The sequence below is a fragment of the Streptomyces cylindrosporus genome, from assembly GCF_022698165.1.
Lineage (GTDB): Bacteria > Actinomycetota > Actinomycetes > Streptomycetales > Streptomycetaceae > Streptomyces > Streptomyces cylindrosporus.
In genome coordinates, this window is record NZ_JALDAY010000010.1 from 97,223 (window position 1) to 115,356 (window position 18,134).

14 protein-coding genes are annotated in these 18,134 nt (G+C 70.4%); 4 read left to right on the forward strand and 10 right to left on the reverse strand.

What is annotated here, in order from left to right; translation table 11 throughout:
- Positions 1-34: 34 nt before the first annotated feature.
- The 6 genes from MQP27_RS31335 to MQP27_RS31360 all read right to left on the reverse strand — a co-directional run bounded on the left by MQP27_RS31335 (position 35) and on the right by MQP27_RS31360 (position 8,513).
- Positions 35-3,874, reverse strand: coding sequence for a lipopolysaccharide biosynthesis protein (locus MQP27_RS31335; RefSeq protein WP_242769962.1), 3,840 nt, complete (start codon positions 3,872-3,874; stop codon positions 35-37).
- Positions 3,867-4,667 (reverse strand): polysaccharide deacetylase family protein, encoded by an 801-nt coding sequence (locus MQP27_RS31340; RefSeq protein WP_242769965.1) that lies wholly within the window; start codon positions 4,665-4,667, stop codon positions 3,867-3,869. Before MQP27_RS31340 ends, MQP27_RS31335 begins: the two co-directional genes overlap by 8 nt.
- Positions 4,660-5,649, reverse strand: coding sequence for a glycosyltransferase family 2 protein (locus tag MQP27_RS31345; protein ID WP_242769968.1), 990 nt, complete (start codon positions 5,647-5,649; stop codon positions 4,660-4,662). Before MQP27_RS31345 ends, MQP27_RS31340 begins: the two co-directional genes overlap by 8 nt.
- Entirely contained in the window at positions 5,646-6,434 is a 789-nt protein-coding gene (locus MQP27_RS31350) for a glycosyltransferase family 2 protein (protein WP_242769971.1), read from the reverse strand. The genes MQP27_RS31345 and MQP27_RS31350 overlap by 4 nt, the downstream gene beginning before the upstream one ends.
- Positions 6,435-6,782: 348 nt before the next feature.
- Positions 6,783-7,160: a hypothetical protein gene (locus MQP27_RS31355; RefSeq protein WP_242769974.1), complete on the reverse strand. Its 378-nt coding sequence runs from the start codon at positions 7,158-7,160 to the stop codon at positions 6,783-6,785.
- A gap of 144 nt (positions 7,161-7,304) precedes the next feature.
- Complete coding sequence (locus tag MQP27_RS31360) at positions 7,305-8,513, reverse strand: S8 family peptidase (RefSeq protein WP_242769977.1); 1,209 nt, start codon at positions 8,511-8,513, stop codon at positions 7,305-7,307.
- A 217-nt stretch (positions 8,514-8,730) separates the two neighbouring features.
- Here MQP27_RS31360 and MQP27_RS31365 point away from each other — a divergent pair, with 217 nt between their 5' ends.
- Positions 8,731-9,525: an SGNH/GDSL hydrolase family protein gene (locus MQP27_RS31365; protein WP_242769980.1), complete on the forward strand. Its 795-nt coding sequence runs from the start codon at positions 8,731-8,733 to the stop codon at positions 9,523-9,525.
- 21 nt (positions 9,526-9,546) lie between these two features.
- Here MQP27_RS31365 and MQP27_RS31370 read toward each other — a convergent pair whose 3' ends face one another.
- The 4 genes from MQP27_RS31370 to MQP27_RS31385 form a co-directional block, all read right to left on the reverse strand.
- Entirely contained in the window at positions 9,547-11,148 is a 1,602-nt protein-coding gene (locus tag MQP27_RS31370; RefSeq protein ID WP_242769983.1) for a serine/threonine-protein kinase, read from the reverse strand.
- 63 nt (positions 11,149-11,211) lie between these two features.
- On the reverse strand, positions 11,212-12,912 hold the full coding sequence (locus MQP27_RS31375) for an urease accessory protein UreH domain-containing protein (RefSeq protein ID WP_242769999.1): 1,701 nt from the start codon (positions 12,910-12,912) through the stop codon (positions 11,212-11,214).
- The gene (locus tag MQP27_RS31380) at positions 12,909-14,384 is read right to left on the reverse strand and encodes a tetratricopeptide repeat protein (protein ID WP_242770003.1); all 1,476 of its coding nucleotides are present in this window, start codon (positions 14,382-14,384) and stop codon (positions 12,909-12,911) included. The genes MQP27_RS31375 and MQP27_RS31380 overlap by 4 nt, the downstream gene beginning before the upstream one ends.
- A gap of 131 nt (positions 14,385-14,515) precedes the next feature.
- Positions 14,516-16,051, reverse strand: coding sequence for a DUF4331 domain-containing protein (locus MQP27_RS31385; protein ID WP_242770006.1), 1,536 nt, complete (start codon positions 16,049-16,051; stop codon positions 14,516-14,518).
- 252 nt (positions 16,052-16,303) lie between these two features.
- On the opposite strand from MQP27_RS31385, the gene MQP27_RS31390 reads away from it, so the two are divergent.
- From MQP27_RS31390 to MQP27_RS31400, 3 genes are all read left to right on the forward strand, one after another.
- Positions 16,304-16,849 carry a sigma-70 family RNA polymerase sigma factor gene (locus tag MQP27_RS31390; RefSeq protein WP_242771250.1) on the forward strand — a complete coding sequence of 182 codons (546 nt, stop codon included), beginning with the start codon at positions 16,304-16,306 and terminating at the stop codon, positions 16,847-16,849.
- Entirely contained in the window at positions 16,846-17,664 is an 819-nt protein-coding gene (locus tag MQP27_RS31395) for an anti-sigma factor (RefSeq protein ID WP_242770009.1), read from the forward strand. The genes MQP27_RS31390 and MQP27_RS31395 overlap by 4 nt, the downstream gene beginning before the upstream one ends.
- 126 nt (positions 17,665-17,790) lie before the next feature.
- Positions 17,791-18,057, forward strand: a complete 267-nt coding sequence (locus MQP27_RS31400; protein ID WP_242770025.1) for a hypothetical protein — start codon at positions 17,791-17,793, stop codon at positions 18,055-18,057.
- The last annotated feature ends 77 nt before the right edge of the window (positions 18,058-18,134 follow it).

Genomic DNA, 18,134 nt, shown 5'->3' on the forward strand with positions numbered 1-18,134 from the left:
CGGTGAGCCACTCGGACGTCTACTTCTCGGACGTCTACTTCATGGTCAGGAATCTCTGCACCAGCGAGGCCAGCAGCACCGCCAGCAGGGGCAGCGAGAACCAGAAGCTGCTCTGCAGCCGGCGCAGTCGGCGCACGCTCGGCCGCATCGCGACCCGTACCACTTCGCGCGCCGTCAGCAGCACGATCAGCGCGAGGGCGGCCAGGGCGCCGACGACCGACCACGGCGTCCAGGTGATCTGCGGACCGATCGGACCCGGGTCCGGCTGCGGCACCTTGCCCTCGGGCTGCTTCTTCAGGCTGTAGATCACGGCGTCGTCGTTGACGAAGACCTTCTTCAACTCCGCCCGCCGGTCCAGGTTCTGGATCAGCCGGGGCTCCCAGGTGGCCGAGTAGCCCACGTCCATCTGGAGATACGTCACCTGGCTCTCGTTGATCATCAGGTACGAGTTGGGGCCCGCGTCCTTGAGCGCCTTGACCAGGCCGGAGACCAGCACCGGGTCGGCCGGTGCCAGCGTGGGCACGTAGTTGACCTTCTCCATGTCCTTCGCGCCCCACGGCAGCGCCGGCGTCACGTCGTTCACCGTGTCGTTGCTCAGCCACAGCAGTCGGACCGTGGGTCTGTCGTGGGCGTACACGTAGTCCATGGCGGCGACCTCGCCGGGCCGCACCCGCTCGAACGGCTCGTTGCCCCAACGCGCCACCAGGAAGCCGCCCATGAGGAGCAGGCCCGCCAGCAGCGCCGCCAGCGGGGCGAGGCTGACCTTGTCCTTGTCCCGCTCCTCGACGGTCACGCCGGTGCGCGGGAACAGGGCGAGTCCGGCCAGCAGGGCCGCGCCGGGCACGGCGAACATGAAGACGCGCAGCGCCATCTCGCCGCCGTACGACTGCATGCCGAAGCCCAGGAACGGGACGAAGGTCAGAACCAGCAGCGAGCGTTCGCGGTACTTGTGGTCGCGGCGGCGCCACCAGCCCCAGCAGGCGAACAGCATGACCCCGCCGGCCAGCAGTACGCGCGTGTACAGGACGAGCTTGTGGGTCGAACTGCCGCCCTGGATACGGCCGGAGACGGACGTCGACACATTGCTGCCGACGCCGCCGACCCCGCCGAACAGGTCCTGGAAGTGCCCGGACCAGTACGGCTCGGCCATGAAGCCCAGCCAGACCGCGACCAGCACGCCGAACAGGATGGGCAGGCCTCGCAGTTCGGACCGGCCGATCAGGACGAGCACCGCGAGCACGCCCAGCATCACGAACGGGGTCAGCTGGTGGGCCGGGACGCTCGCCGCGAACAGGCCGATCAGCACGCCGAGCAGGACCGCCTTCTGGCGCCGGGTGGTCGGCTCGACCTCCAGCTCGCCCGGCCGTTTCTTCGTCCAGATCACGCGCGGTTCGCGGAACCAGACCAGCAGGATCGCGACGAAGGCCAGGTACAGCAGATAGGTGAAGCCCTGCGGCGAGAAGTAGTCCTGGCCGACCCAGCCGCTGAGCACGAAGATCCAGATGCCGGTCCACTTGGCCCGCCAGCTCGCCCGCATATGGCGGACGAGGAGGAACATCGGGGCCAGGTAGAGGAGTTGGACGGTCAGCGGCCACCAGCGGATGAGGTCGGTGAGGTCCGTCATCCCGCAGGCCCTGGTGACGAACGCGGCCACCGCGAAGAAGCCCGGCCAGCTCCAGCGCGCGTCCAGGTCCGGCACCGCCGACCCGGTGCGGTCGATGTAGTCCAGGAAGCCGAGGTGCTGGTAGGCGGTCGGGAACCGCGGCTCGGTCTCGATCACCGCGGGCAGCGCGTGCAGCGAGATCACGGTCGCGAGGAGGGTGACCAGCAGCAGCGCCCGGTGCTCACGGCCCAGCCACAGCAGCGAGGCGAACACCGCGACCAGCAGCGCGGCCCCGACCAGCGTGGGCAGCGGCAGGACCGAGATGAGCCCGAGCCCGCCCATCCGGTCCAGGTCGGCCTCGTCCAGGCGCAGCGCCGGCACCCAGTACAGCAGCAGGGCGGCGGCCAGCAGACAGCCGAGGACGACCCCGAGCCGGGACGGCCGCAGCCGCTCGCGCCACGGGACGGCGACCGGCGGCTCCGGCTCAGGGACGGGCGCTTCCTCCCGCACCGGCGCCTCTTCCCGTACCGGCGCTTCCTCCCGTGCGAGCGACGCCCCGGGCTCTCGTACGGACTCCCGCTCGAACTCCGCCTCGAAGGGCGCGTCCACCTCGATCTCGGCCGGTCCGAGGGAGGCCTCCGAGCCCGGCTCGCGCTCCTGTACGGGAAGCCCGACCTCCGGGTTCCTCGCCCAGGTAGGCCGGTGGTCCGGACGGACGACCGGCGTGCCCGTGGGCGGAGTTCCGGGTCCGGGGCGCACGTCCGGGCGGCGCTCCACGTGGTCGAAGTCGACGTGGATGCCGAGCGCCAGGGTGTCGGTGTCCAGCGCCCAGGCCGGACCGCGCCTGCGGGGCCGGTCGGTCGCCGGGACCTCGCGCGCCCCCAGGTCGGCGAGGTCACCGTCGGGTGCCGCGTGCTCCGGCACGGCGGCGGGCACCGCCCTGATGGTCCGGTAGAGCTTCGGCGCGGCGATCATCACGATCACCGCGAGCGAGGAGATCTCGGCGACACCGGCACCGGTCAGCCCCATGCGGGGGAGCAGCAGCAGTGTCAGACCGAGCACCAGGACGCACAACAGGCCCTGCAGCCAGGCGAGTCCGGCCGTGCGGCTCTGCGCGCGCAGCACCGCGAAGTACGTCTCCATGCAGACCCGCAGCAGCGCGCCGACCGCGAACCAGCGCAACAGCGGGGTCGCCGCGTCCGCGTAGCCCGCGCCGAACACGCCGAGGATCCACGGCGCCCCGATGAACAGCAGCCCGCAGATCGGCACCATGATCCGGGCCATCCGCTTCAGCGCGGCACGGGTGTTGGCGGCGAGGCGTCCCGGGTCGTGCGAGCCCTCGACGGTCAGCGAGGCGCCCATGTTGATGGCCAGCAGGTTGACCGTGCCGCCTATGGTCGTGGTGATGTAGAAGTAGGCGTTGTCCTCGGAGCTGACCTGCGAGGCGATGATCACCGGCACCAGGTAGACCACGGCGAGCGAGAACAGCGAGCCCGTGTAGTCGCCCGCGAGGAACGTGCCGATCTCCTTGACCGTCGGCGGCTTCGCGTGGTCCTCGGTGGCCTTGATGTGCCGGGGCACCAGGCGCCGGAACACCAGCCAGCCGAGCGGCACGACCGAGGTGGCGATCGCCAGCACCCAGGCGACGAAGACACCGCTCGTCGCCAGCGCGGCCGCGAGCCCGATGAGCAGGGCGAGCTTGACCATGGAGAACACGGTGTTGCCGACCGGCACCCAGCGTGCGCTGCGCAGCCCGGTCAGCACCCCGTCCTGCAGCGTGAGCAGGTTCCAGGCGACCACGGCGACGATGAAGCCGAGGCCGTTGAGCGGACCGTGCAGGAAGCGGTACGACGGCCCCCACACGTCCAGCGTCAGCAGGAACACGATCGCCGCGAGCCCGACCACGACCGAACTGCCCGCGTACGTACGGAAGATGAGCCGCCCGGTGGAGCGGCCCGCCACCGGGATGAAGCGGGCCAGGGCGCCCGTCAGGGTCACCGCGGTCAGTCCGGCCAGCAGCTTCATCGCCGCTATCGCGGCGGAGCCCTGGCCCACGGCGGATTCGGAGTAGTAGCGCGCGGCCACCAGCCAGTACCCCAGGCCCAGTACGGCCGAGATGCCGGTGTTCAGCATCAGGGCGTAGGCGTTGCGGAACAGCTGGCTGCCGCCGTTCCCCCGGCCCATGCCGGGCAGGCGGAAGCGGCGCCCCGACTGCTCGGGCGCCTCGGCCGGGGGCGACGCCGTCTCGGTTGTGGTCGTCGTGTCAGACACGGGTACGGATGGCCTTCCGGCGGACCTGGCGTGCTCTGCGGACCATGGCGTACCCCTTGGTGAGGGCACGGTCCCTGGCGAAGTTGCGGGCGATCGAACGGCCCTCGACGAGCCGCTCGAACTCCTCGATCCCGGTGCTGCGGCGCACGGTGACGCGTTGCAGCGCGTACGGGCCCTGACGGCGGCGCGCGAGGCCGTTGCCGACGGCGAGCGCCTGGGCGTAACCCGTCTCGCGCACGGCCTCGCGCACCCGGCGGCTGGAGTAGCCGTAGGGGTAGGCGAAGGAGGCCGGGACGGTGCCCAGTTCGTCGGCGACGATCTCCTTGCAGTGGATCAGTTCATGGCGAAGGGTGCCGTCGTCGAGCTGGTCGAGCTGGGGGTGGGTGTGGCTGTGGCCGCCGATCTCCACGTCCGCGGCGGCCAGTTCGCGCACCTGGTCCCAGTCGAGCATGGTGTCGAGGCCGCCCCCGGTGTCGTGACCGCCCTTGATCCAGCCCGTGGAGACGAACAGCGTGGCCGCGAAGCCGTGCTTGGCGAGCACGGGCAGGGCGTGCCGGTGCACGCCCTCGTAGCCGTCGTCGAAGGTGATCAGCAGGGGGCGCCTGGGCAGCGGGCGGGACGAGCGCCAACTCGCGGCGAGATCGGCCGTGTTGACCGGGGTGAAACCCAGGTCGCCGATCATCGCCATCTGTTCGGCGAACGCCTCCGGGGCCACCGACAGGGCGCGGGTGGCGTCGTTCGGCGCGGTCGCCACCGAGTGGTACATCAGGATCGGCACCGGAGTGTCAGCCATGAGATCCCCCCTCGATCCCGACGACGGCGAAGGTCGCTCCGCCACGGCGGGCGCGCAGACTCCCGACGACGTACCCGCCGGCCGCCGTGAGCACTCCGGCGACGATCGCGCCCGCGCGGCCCGCACCGCCCGGCCGGGCCAGCGCCGCGTCGCGCAGCCCGCGCGCCACACCGCTCGGCAGTACCCGGGTGGTGTACCGGCGTTCGGACTCGAGCCCCTTGTCCGCGCCGACACTCCGCGCCACCAGGGCCTTCGACAGGCCCTCGGCGTAGGCGCGCGTGCGGAAGTACCGGAAGTGCTCGCGCGCCTCGGGCACCCGGTGGTGGATCACCGCACGGTCGTCGATCAGCAGGACCGCGTCCGGTCTGGCGCGGCTGAGGCGGATGCACAGCTCCGTCTCCTCGCAGCCCAGCGGCCGCTTGTCGCCGTCGCGCCCGATGCCGGTCGCGAAGCCCCCGGCCGCGTCGAACGCCGTACGGCGGAAGGAGGCGTTGCCGCCCAGGACGTTGCGCACCCGGACCCGGCCCGGGGGCAGGCCGCGGTAGGTGCAGCCCACCACCCAGTCGAACTCCTCGGGGAACCAGGCCGGACGGCGGCCGGACGCCCAGATCGGCATCGTGCGGCCGCCGACGGCCATCACCCGCGGGTCGGCGTACCCCTCGGCGAAGCGCCGCAGCCACTCCCGCTCGGCCACGGCGTCGTCGTCGAGGAAGGCGATCACCTCGCCGCGGGATGCGGCGATGCCGGTGTTGCGGCCGGCGGACAGACCGCGCGGACCGGCGTTCGCGAGCACCTCGACCTCGGGAACCTCCTTGTACTCCTTGGTCAGTCGCTCCAGCAGCGCCGGGTTGTGGTCGACGACGAGCAGGGTCTCCAGGGCAGGCCTGGACTGCGCCCGCACGGAGGAGACCGCCGCGAGGATGTCCTCCCAGCGGTCCTCGGTGTAGACGCAGATCACGACGGAGATGTCGGGATCGCTCAAGACACCTCTCCTCGAACCGAGTCGAGCATCGGCGAGTGGTGTTCCTGCCGGCGCAGTTCCCTGCGGTTCGACCGCTCCTTGAGGATGACCTTGAGCACCCGGAACCCGTCGCGCACGGCCCGCAGATTGCTCGCGCCGTGGATGCGCAGGTACTCGTAGCTCGGGATCTCCTGCACCTTGAGTCCCGCCTTGACCACCCGGATGTTGATCAGGGTCTCGATCTCGAAGCCGGTGCAGTCGAGCGAGATCTTGTCCAGGCAGTGGCGCCAGAACGCGTTGTACCCGTAGCAGAGATCGGTGTAGCGGGCGCCGAACTTGCGGTTGACGATGGTGCACAGCGCCCAGTTGCCGAGCTTGCGGATGAAGGTCATGTCGTCGGTGCCACCGCCGTTGGCGAAGCGGGAGCCCTTGGCGAAGTCGGCGCCCGAGACCAGGGCGGAGACGTACGACACGATCTCGTTGCCGTCGGCCGAGCCGTCCGCGTCGACCATCACGATGATGTCGCCGCTGCACGCCTCGAAGCCGGTGATCAGGGCATCCCCCTTGCCCTTGCCCCGCTGCTCGACGACCTTGACGTCCGGCCACAGTCCGCGGGCCACGTCGACGGTGCCGTCCGTGGAGTTGCCGTCCACGAGGACGACTTCGTGTATCCAGTCCGGCAGCGTCTTGAAGACGTAGGGGAGATTCTCCGCCTCGTTCATGGCGGGAATCACCACGCTCACCGGTGGCGCGATGGCCAGATGTGAGGAGATCGGCCGGTATTCGGGCCGAACAACAGAACTCATGAGTCTTGGTCCCTCTCGTCCGGTGGACCGCCCGCCCCTGGGCGGCCCGGATCGTGTCCGGTTCGAAAGGGGGGTTTCACGCCTGTGGCATGACGAGATGGAACTACGCGCACGCCGAGGCGAGCTGGCAAAGCTGGCCGCCTGCCGCGATCAACGGCAGCCGGTCGCGCGGCACGACTCGGTCACATGAAGCGGTCACCGAGCACGGCACCCCCCTACCGCGCCCCGCTCCGGAAGCCATCGCGGTCCTTGAGCCCTCCCCATGAGCCGCTCGATGATGGACCGATGCGGGTGAGATTACGACGGTATTGATGATTGAACCCGTATGGCAAGACCTGAAACCGGGCCTCACATTTTTGTTGGTTTGACCGTTACACAACTTAGAAGAAGAAGGAGACAGCTGATCACGGTCACGGTGATGATCCCGCCGTGGACGGACCAGCGGTGGACGGCGAGCATCCCTTGTGCCACCAGCATGTCGATCACGACCGCGCCCGCGATGGCGGCGAGCGTCCGGCCGAAGGGTTCCAGTCCGCGCAGGGCGGCCGCGACGGCGGTCGCCGGTGCCGCGAGCAGGAAGAACAGGGTGAGCGGGCCGCGCAGCGGCGAGCCCGAGTCGAGAAGCGCGAGAAACGCGCCGAATCCCCCCACGGCGGTGGCCGCACCCGCGAGCAGCGGTGCCAGATCCCCGTCGTTCGATGGTCTCTTGATGCGGATGGTCTGCATTGGCGACTTTGCCCCCCAGCGCGCCGGATGCCGGACTTCAATGTCGCGCAGTGCGACAGGGGGAGTCAACAGGGGCAGTCAAGATGTTCCCCGGAGGCGCCGGCTGCCTCCGGGGAACTGGTGTTCAGGCTCTGGGGTGCGGTGTTACGGGACCAGCTTGAGGAGCTTGTTCGGTGAGCCGGTGCCCACGCTGGTCAGCACGCCCGAGGTCGCGCCGCCCACGAGTGCCGAGGCGACGGTCGCCGGGGTGGCCGAGGTGTGGCCCGCGAGGTAGACCGCCGCGGCGCCCGCGACGTGCGGGGTGGCCATGGAGGTGCCGGAGAGCGTGGCGGTCGCGGTGTCGCTGGTGTTGTAGCCCGCGAGGATCGAGGAGCCGGGCGCGAAGATGTCCAGGACCGAGCCGTAGTTCGAGTAACTGGCCCTGGCGTCCGAGCTGGTGGTCGCGCCGACCGTGATCGCGGTGGAGACGCGGGCCGGGGAGTACGAGGAGGCGTTGGCCGAGCTGTTGCCCGCCGCGACCGCGTACGTCACGCCGCTGGCTATGGAGTTGGCGACCGCCGTGTCCAGCGAGGTGGAGGCGGAGCCGCCCAGCGACATGTTGGCGACGGCCGGGGTGGTGTGGTTCTCGGTGACCCACTCGATGCCGTCGATCACGCCCGCGGTGGTGCCGGAACCGCTGTTGTCCAGCACCCGGACCGCCACGATGTTCGCCTTCTTGGCGACGCCGTAGGTGGTACCCGCGATCGTGGTGGCCACATGGGTGCCGTGGCCGTTGCCGTCGGAGGCGGTGGTGTCGCCGTCGACCGCGTCGTAGCCGTAGGAGGCACGGCCGCTGATCTGGGTGTGGGTGATGCGGACGCCGGTGTCGATGACGTACACCGTCACGCCGCTGCCCGCGGTGTCCGGGTAGGTGTACGTCCCGGAGAGCGGAAGCGAGGTCTGGTCGATGCGGTCCAGGCCCCAGGGAGCGCTGGACTGCGTGGTGTCGGCCAGCCGGACGCGCTGGTTCTGCTCGACCGAGGCCACCGACGGGTCGGCCGCGAGTCTCTTCGCCTCGGTCGCCGAGAGCGTGGCCGTGTATCCGTTGAGCACGGTGTCGAAGGTCTTGCCGACCGTGCCGCCGTACTCCTTGATCAGGCCCTTGCCCGTGCTGGAGGCCGCCTTGAAGCCGGCCCCCTTCTTCAGCGTGACGATGTAGCTGTCCTTGACGGCCGTGGGGGAGCCGGCGGCCAGGACCTTGCCCTCCGCCGGGGCCGCCTGGGCGGGCAGGGCGGTGAGCCCGCCGACGAGGGCGGCGGTCGCGAGGCCGGTGACGGCGGCGAACCGGAACTTCTTGCTACGCGGTTGTGCCATGACGAGGAGTCCTCCTCCATGGGGGGAAACGCGCCTGGGTAAGGCAACGCCGGAGTAAAGAGTGGCCCATCTACAGGCATAGAGAAAGGGAGTTGAGGAGGCGTCAACAAATCTGTCATGCGCACGTAATCAGAGTTGCTTTTGGCATGGACACTTCCCGTCAATGCGCGTAGTTGCTACGACAGTTGTGGCAGACATCCTGCTAAAGGGAGGTTCCATGAGACGTTCCCGACTTGCCGCTTACGTCAGCACGCTCCTCCTCGCCGTCGCCGCCGTCCTCACCGGGACCGGTACGGCCCACGCAGCCACAGCCCCCTATGTGGCCCTCGGCGACTCGTACTCCTCCGGTGTCGGCGCGGGCAGTTACATCTCGTCCAGCGGCGACTGCAAGCAGAGCACCAAGGCCTACCCGTACCTGTGGGCGGCCGCCCATTCACCCTCGTCGTTCAGCTTCAAGGCCTGCTCGGGCGCTCGTACGGGTGATGTCCTGGCCAACCAGCTGGGCACCCTCACGACCTCGACCGGCCTGGTCTCCATCAGCATCGGCGGCAACGACGCCGGCTTCTCCGACGTCATGACGACCTGTGTGCTCCAGTCCGACAGCGCCTGCCTCTCACGCATCAACACCGCGAAGGCGTACGTCGACTCGACGCTCCCGGGCCAGCTGGACAACGTCTACTCGGCGATCAGCGGCAAGGCGCCGAACGCCCACGTCGTCGTCCTCGGCTATCCCCGCTTCTACAAGCTCGGCACCACCTGCGTCGGCCTCTCCGAGACCAAGCGGAAGGCGATCAACGACGCGGCCGACTACCTGGACACCGCCACCGCCAAGGTCGCCGCCGACCACGGCTTCACCTTCGGCGACGTCCGCTCCACCTTCACCGGCCACGAACTCTGCTCCGGCAGCGCCTGGCTGCACAGCCTCAACCTGCTCAACATCGGCGAGTCGTACCACCCGACCGCGTCCGGCCAGTCCGGCGGCTATCTGCCCGTCCTGACCAGCGCGGCCTGATAACACGTGCCACCCGTCCCCTCACTGCGAGGGCGACGGCGAAGCACTGGGGGAGGCCCCGCCCGTCGGGGTCTCCGCCACACAGGTCACCGAGAACGGCACCGAGTTGGACGTCGTCGCCTTCGGCGAACGCACCTCGACACTGATCGAGTTGCTGAAGGTCCCCGTCTTGTCGTACGTCGTCACGTACGCCCTGTCCTGCTTGGACCTGCCGCCGCCGGCCGGGAAGGACATGGTCTTCCACCCCGGATCCATCACCTGCCCGTCCTTCGACACCCAGCGATAACTGACCTCGGCCGGCAGCTTCCCCACCGAGATCGTCGCCGTGAAGCCGGGCGCGTCGCTCTGCGCGGGCGGACAGCTGCCGGAGTACTGCGTGTTGGACCCCGTGAGCGTCACGCTCACCGACTGGGGCGCCGAACTCGGGCTGCTGCTCTTGCTCGGCGCCGTGTTGACCCCACCGGGCTTCGTGTCCGTCGGGCCCGCCGAAGTCGCCGTGTCGGAGCGGGTGTTGTCACCACCGGTGTTGTTGTCCCCACCGCCGTTGTCCCGGTTCAGCAGCCCGTACGTCAGCCCGGCCAGCGCCAGCGCCAGGACCACCACGCCGACGACCAGCACGACACCGGCGCGGCGGTTGCGGTCCGGCGGCGGCGCGCCGGTCGCGGTCGTCCCCGGGCTCGGCACCGGCTGGGTGCGGGGGGCCGGGTACGGCGTCTCCCGAGTCGGCGCCTGCTCCGGGTAGGCCGCGATCGTCGGCGGGTACGGCGCCGCCTGGAAGCCGTCCGTACGGGGAGCGCCCCCGGCCGCGACGAGCCGCAGGTCCTGCTCGGCCCGGTCGGCGGAGATCCGCTCGGCGGGGTCCTTGCGCAGCAGGCCCTCCACGACCGGGGTGAGCGGTCCCGCCCGCAGCGGCGGCGGCAACTCCTCGTCGACGATCGCGCGCAGGGTGCTCAGCGGGGTGTTCTGGCGGAACGGGGAGTTGCCCTCGACGGCCGCGTACAGCAGCACACCGAGCGACCACAGGTCGGACTCGGGGCCGGGGGTGCGCCCCAACGCCCGCTCGGGGGCGAGGAATTCGGGCGAGCCGATCACCTCGCCCGTCATCGTCAGCGCCGAACTGCCCTCGACCTGCGCGATGCCGAAGTCGGTGAGCACCACCCGGCCGTCGTTCGACAGCAGTACGTTGGCCGGCTTCACGTCCCGGTGCAGCACCCCGGCCTCGTGCGCGGCCCGCAGCGCGGCCAGCACCTCGGCGCCGATGTGCGCGACCCGCTGCGGCTCCAACGGGCCCTCGGCGTCCAGGAGTTCGGCCAGCGAGATACCGCGGACCAGCTCCATCACGATCCACGGGCGGCCGTCCTGGGTGGCCACGTCGTACACCGTGACAACGTTGCGGTTGGCGACCCGCGCCGCCGCCCACGCCTCGCGCTCCAGACGGGCGTACATCCGCTCGACGTCCTGGGCCGGCAATCCGGCGGGCGCGCGCACCTCCTTGACGGCGACCTCGCGGTGCAGGACCTCGTCGCGGGCCCGCCACACCGTGCCCATGCCGCCCTCGCCGAGAGGGGACAGGAGACGGTAGCGGCCCGCGATCAGACGTTCACTGCCCGGTTCTTCGGACACGGGCGTCCCCCATTCGCATCCGTGCGATTTCTCCACTCCGCGCGATTTCTCCACAAACGTAGCTCAGCCGAGTGCGGATGCCGCCCCCTTGAGAACCAATCCGATCCCGAGGGCCACGACGAGGAACGCCGACGCCAGCGGGGTCGCCCGGCGGACCAGGGTCGCCATCGGGTGGGTGGTCCAGCGGGGGCGCCTGTCCAGCACCCGGTTCATTCCCGTACCCAGCTTGACCACGGCGAACCCGGCCGCGGTGAGGGTGAGGGCGAGTCCCACGCCGTACGCGACGACGAGCAGCAGCCCGAACCAGGCCTGCCCCAGCGCCATCGCGCCGACCAGCACCACGACCGCGGACGGGCTCGGCACGAGACCGCCGGCGAAGCCGAGGAGGATCGTGCCGCGCAGGGTCGGGGCGATGGAGTGGGTGTGGGTGAAGCCGCCGTGGGTGTGCTCGATGGTGTCGGGGTGGTCGTGCGTGTGACCGTGATCGTGACTGTGTGAGTGGTCGTGATCGTGGCTGTGCCCGGGGGAGTGCGAGTGGGAGTGGGTTTCGGTGGTCGCCGAGACGGTCTCCGTGTGGGCGGCGACCAGGACCAGGGCGCGTTCCCCGGTCTCCTCGGTGTCGTGCGTGTGGGGGTGGGGGTGGTCGTGCGTGTGGCCGGTCCCGTGGGGGTGGTCGTGTGTGTGGCCGTCGGGGCCAGGGGGGTGCGGGTGCGTGTGCCCGTGTCCGGGGCCGCGGTTGCGCCAGGCCCGGCCTACCAGGCTCGCGCCCGCCGTGATCACCAGGACGCCGCTCGCGATGCCCAGCCAGGTGATCACCGAGGGCGCGGCGGCCGAGCCGGCCGTCACCAGGAGGCCGAGTGCGACGACGCCCAGCGTGTGGGTGACCGTGACCGACGCGGCCAGCGGCATGACGTCCTTGAGCCGGGCGCGGCCACCGCGGGCCGCTGCCGTCGCGGCCATCAGGGTCTTGCCGTGGCCCGGAGCCAGCGCGTGCATCGCGCCCAGGAAGACCGCGATGAGCAGGGCGAGCGCGGCGAAGCCGAAGGTCAGGTCGTGCCGGGCGACCAGGGAGTCCAGGGCGCGGGTCCAGCGGTCGGCGCCGCGCGGCAGCACGGAGGCGGCCGGAGCGTTCGTCTCGTCCTCGACCAGGGCCGGTCCACCGGGGCGCACGCGCAGCGACGCGGACGAGGTGTCGGCGGGGGAGGAGAGCAACTCCTTGGGGTAGCTGGTCAGTTCACCCGAGATCGACTTCTTCGGTACGTCCGTCGCGGTGAGCGTCATCCGGTCGCCGCGCGCGGTGATCTCCCGCCAGCCGGGGCCGGTGGTGGCGCCCGCGCTGTGGAAGCCGACGGTGAGGTTCTCGCCGTCGGGCAGCTCCGCGGTCAGCCGGCACTCCACCCGCAGCGTGTTGAGCCCGGCCTGTCCGGGCCGGGTCTGTGCCTTGCTGCCGCCCACCGTCAGAGCCGTCGCCCGCCCGTCGACGGTGAGCTTGCTGCCCTCGGCGGCCTTCTCGCACCGCTCCTTCGCCCAGGTGCCCATGCCGAGCCGTTCGATGTCCGGCTTGGCCTGGGTGGCAGGGATCTCGGCGAGGTCCTCGACGTGGTCGACGCGGAGCTTGCCGGGGGCGGCGACGAGGCCGTCGTAGCGGTTGACGGTGAAGTTGCCGAGGGGGTGCGCGCTCGCGCTGGTGGAAGGGATCAGCGCGAGCGCGCAGGCCGCCGTGAGGACGGCCCCGGTGGAGGCGAGCAACCGACGGGGTTTCACTTGGCCGCCTCCAGGTCCTTCAGTGCCTTGCGGGCCTCGCTCGCGCCCAGCGGTGAGAAGCCGGGGTTCAGCTTCAGCGCGGACCGCAGGGAGGCGCGGGCGTCCTCGGCGTGGCCGGTGGCGCGCTCGATCACACCGCGGTGGTAGAGGAACGTGGCGTTGCGGTAGCCGGTGGCCGTGGCCTGCTTCGCGTACGGGAGGGCCTCGGCGTCCTTGCCGTTGACGTGCAGCGCCCAGGCGAGGGCGTCCGCGGTGTGCACGGTGTGGCGGCGGGCCCACTCGGCGCGGGCGGCGCGCAGGGCGGAGGCCCTGTCCCCGTGGTCGGCCGCGGCGAGCGCGGTGTCGAGGTCGGCGTTGACGCCGTTGGCGCGGGCGAGCGCGGTCCAGGCGTCGACGAGGGCGTACTGGTCGCGGGCCTTGTCCTTGTCGCCGTCCTTGCCGCGGTCCTCGTACATCTCACCGAGTTCGACGAGGGGTTGGGGCAGCGGATAGCGGGCGACGACCTGCTCCATGCCCTTGAGTCCGGCGGCCTTGTCGCCGCTCGCGTACTGGGCGCGGGCGCGTCCCTCCAGGGCCGGGAGGTAGTTGTCGTCGGCGGCGAGGGCGCGGCCGTAGTAGGTGAGCGCGGTCTTGTAGTCGCCCTGGTTCCAGGCCAGCAGGCCGAGTTGGGCGGCCACGTAGGAGATGTCCCCGGGGGTACTGGAGGCCGACAGCGCCTGTTCGAGCACCCGCCGGGCCGTCTTCACGTCGCCGCGCAGCTCGTGCACGTAGGCGTACCGGGTGAAGACGGGGATGCCGGGGCGCCGGGTGTCCGCGGTGTCGGCGGCCTTCGACGCGTCGGCGTAGCGGCCGAGTTCGACGAGGGCGTCGATGCGGGAGGAGAGGGCGTCCTGGCTGTAGGGGTTCTCCTTCAGCACCTGGTCCGCGTACTTCAGCGCGTCCTTGAAGTCGTGCCGGGCCGCGGCGAGGGCGGCCTGCCCGGTGACGGCCTGCTCGTTGCCGGCCTTGATGTCGAGGGACCGCTTCAGCGCCTTGTCGGCCTGCGGGTAGCGGGAGGGATCGCCCTTGGTGCGGGCCTGCTCGACGTACGCGAGCCCGAGGGTGGCCCAACTGCCGTAGTCCTTCGGCTGGGCCCGGAGCTGGGCCTGCAGCGCGGTGATGCTCGCGTCGATGTTCCCGCTGTTGAGGAGCGCGGGGGACATGGCACTGGGAGCGGCGGCGACGCTCGTACCACCGTGGTCCCGAAGCGCCCCGAAGGCGATGGACCCGCCGGTGAGAGCGATGGCCAACAGCACGGCGGTACCGCCGAGTTGGACGGCCCGCAGCCGCTTCCCGGCCTCACCCACCCGACGAACGGCGGCGACCCGCTCGTCGTCGACGTCGGTCACCTCTTCGGAGGTACCCGCAGACTGCTCACTACCGTCCTCGGCACTCTCTTCGAAGCCTTCGGTGTCGTTGCTGCGCGGGCCCATGCCCTCTCCTCGATCGGCTTGCTGTCAAAGAAGGTTGTGCGGCGCGGCCCGGCCGTGGGGGATGGGTACGGATCGGGCCGCGCCAGTCGATGGGGGCCGGGGAGTCAGGCCCCGGCCCCGGTCCGAAGGGCCTAGTACACGCGGCTGCGCATCCGGCGCCACCACATCAGGCCCGCGCCGATCAGCGCGATACCGGCCGCACCGCCACCCGCGGAGGCGGCGATCAGACCCGTGTTGCTCATGCCGGTCGAGGAACCCGCCGGCTGCAGCGCGTCGCCCAGCTGGTTCTTGACGTCGCTGCCGCCGGAGACCCCCTTGGCGGTGGCACCGCGCGAACCGGCGGTCGGGTTGGCCAGGTACGGGAAGTACTTGCCGAAGCCCTTGTCGTTCTTGTCCACCGCGTCGCCCAGGTCGTTCTTGGAGCCGACCAGTTCGCCCTCCATGACCTGGAGCGCCTCGTCGATCACGTCGTCGGTGAGGCGACGGCCGTTCGGGAAGCCCTGGTTGTCACCGTCGAGGACGCCCAGCCGCTTGGGAGAGGCGGTCGGCTTGATGGACGTGTTCAGGCGCAGCTCCTCCGCCGGGGTCACCTTCGGCGGCTGGTTGAGGCCCTTGACGCCCTTGAGGAACACGTCGACGAGGTCGTTGCGCGGCTCCGACGGCGCCTTGATCTTGTAGATCGCCTCGATGAGCTTCGGCAGCTCCGGGTTGGTCACGTTCTTCAGGAACTGCGAGTCGTACCAGGGCGAGGACGCGTTGAACTTGTCCTTGTCCTTCAGCGGGTTGACGACCTCGTTGACCAGCGGGTTGCCGAGGCGCGAGACCTGCTCGTAGTAGCCCTGGGCGTTCTTGCGCTGCACGGTCGACCAGACGCCGATGACCGGCTGGTCCTTGGACTCCGTGAGCATGTCCGTGGGCAGCTGCAGGGCGATCGAGTTGACGTTGTAGCCCTTGAGGGTGTCCCGGCCGACCTCGGAGAGGTTCCCGCCGTACAGCAGGTCGAAGACGCGCAGGTCCGCGAAGAACGGGTCGTCGGCCTGGCCGGCGAAGGTCTGGCCGCCGTTCGACAGCTTGTAGATCGCCTGGTCGCGCAGCTTGCCGTAGTCGGGCATCGACGCCTTGCCGACGTCCGACGGCGCGACCGGGATGTCGTCGGCGAGCCTGGTCTTGGAGACGACCTTCTGGTTCTTCAGCTTGATCAGGTCGAGGTCGTACGTCTGCGTGATGTTCAGGTCGGGGTCGGTCAGGTTGTTGACCACGCCCGTGTTGTACAGGAACGACTTCTTGTTCTTCGTCTGCGTGGCGAAGGTGTAGCGGAGCAGCAACTCGCCCTGCGCGTCACCGTTGTTGTCGATGTGGATGTCGTACTGGGCGTCGTCCGCGAACTGGTAGAAGTTCGGACCGCCGGCCGGCTCCTCCATGGGGATGAAGTTGGCGATGAGCGTCGTCGTGTCCGGCTTGTCCGGGCTGACGAACGCGTACAGGTCCGTGTTGTCGTACTGGGGCTGCCCCGAGATCAGCGGGGCCTCCCGGTGGCTGGAGGCGGAGGCCGCCCCCGGTTCCAGCGTGGCCACACCGGCGGCCGCGAGCCCGCCGGCGGCCAGCGCACTGGCTATCAGGGTCGCGATGCTCCTGCGTCCCGAGCCGCTCCTGGAGATAGGTGTCATGCCGTCCGTCCTCAGTCCCAACTTGCCTGACGAACGCTGATTCGGAGCGGTCGGCAGGGTGGATTGGTCGAATCCCAAACGTCTTTACGGCGAACTCGGAATCTTGTTTCAGCGCGGACGGCAATCTTGTCCGGTGGGCTGCGGACCCGCGTTTTCGGCGCTGTGATCCGTACCCATCCAGAGGCGCGCTCGCTGCGAATGCCTCGTGTGACAGGGAGGGGCCACGTGCGGTCGGGGAAGAGGGGGATCGTGTTGGAGGCGGACGAACTTCTGGTGCTCGTCGCGGGCGGCGACCAGAAGGCATTCGAGGAGCTGTACGGCCTGGTGTCCGGTCCGGTGTTCGGACTGGTGCGCCGGGTCGTGCGGGACCCGGCGCAGTCGGAGGAGGTGGCTCAGGAAGTGCTGCTCGAACTCTGGCGGTCCGCCGCGCGGTTCGACCCCGGACGCGGCAGCGCGCTGTCCTGGATCCTCACCCTGGCCCACCGCCGTGCCGTCGACCGGGTCCGCAGCGCCCGCGCGGCCGGCGAACGCGAGCAGCGCGAGGCCCGTCGGGCCGCCAACAACCCCGCCTTCGACCATGTCGCCGAGGAGGTCGAGGCCGGCCTGGAGCGGGAATGGGTGCGCCGCTGCCTGGACCGTCTCACCGCGCTGCAGCGCCAGTCCGTCACCCTCGCCTACTACGACGGGTACACGTACCGTGAAGTGGCCGACCGGCTCTCGCTGCCGCTGGGCACGGTCAAGACCCGTATGCGCGATGGACTCACCCAGCTGCGCAAATGCCTGGGAGGTGTCGCATGAGTCTCTTCGGTCGAATGTTCCATCGCGAGGATCTGCACTCGCTCGCGGCGCCCTACGCGCTCGACGCCCTGGAAGCGGGGGAGCGGATCCGCTTCGAGAAGCATCTGAAGAGCTGTGACATGTGTGCCGCCGAGGCGCGCGCGCTGTCCGAGGACGCGGTGCGGCTCGCCTGGTCGACGGCGGCCCCGGCGCCGGCCGCGATGCGCGACCGGGTGCTGGCCGCCGTACGCGCGACTCCGCAGGAGCCGGGGCCGGTGCGGGAGCACACACCGCAGCTGCCGCCGCACGTCTGGGGCACGCAGCCGCCGCCGGCGCGCACCCGTGCGCCCCGCGAGCGCCGCCCCTTCTTCGTGCCGCTCGCCACGGCGACGGCCGCCGCGGCGCTCGTCGTGGCCTCCCTGTTCGCCGTACAGGCCAGGCAGACCCAGGACAAGCTGGACGCCGCGCAGTCGCAGGCACGTGAGATCAACCACGTTCTCGCAGCTCCCGACGCACGCGCGACCATCGGCAAGGACGCCCAGGGCCGAAGTCTGGGCGTGATCGCCTCCGCTTCCGAGGGGCAGGCGATCGTCACCCTGAGCGGATACGGCGAACCGTCAGGCGGACGCGTGCACCAGCTCTGGCTCATGCGCCCCGGCGCGCAACCACGCTCCCTCGGGCTCTTCAAGGGCGGCGACACGCCCTTGGTCGCCACCGACCTCAACAAGTCGGCTACATCACTCGCTGTGACCGTCGAGCCCGACGGAGGCTCACCGCAGCCCACCAGCCAGCCCATTGTCCAACTCGCCCTGAAATCGGTTGGATTCGGAGAGTGACGACGGAGGAGTCGTCAACACCCTTGCAGGGAAGGTGAATCCTGTGACCGCGATACACGAGTGCCCGGTTGGGGCGATAGGGTTACCCTGCCCGGGCCGGGTGGACTCGTACGGGTGGGGAGTGACATGGAACAGATAACACGTAGCAGGGCGAGGGTCCCTGCGATCACCTGCGGGAGCAGCGCGACCAGTTCGCGCCTCGACCGTCATCTCTCGGTGCTGGCGGGTCCCGCCGTGCCGCAGCAGAAGACGGCCGAGGCGACGTCACTGATGCGTGAGCTGACCGCGCGTGACACCACGCAGAACCGCAGCGACAGGGGCGCGCGCATGCGTCGCGTCTCGCTCTTCGCGCCGCTGCGCCGGCTGACCCGTTCGCTGTTCGGCGGGCACTGAGCCGTACCGGCGTTCCCGCGACCGGTGCGGCCCCGCGCTCGCCCATGCCCTGGAGGGTGTCTTCGGTACGTTCCACC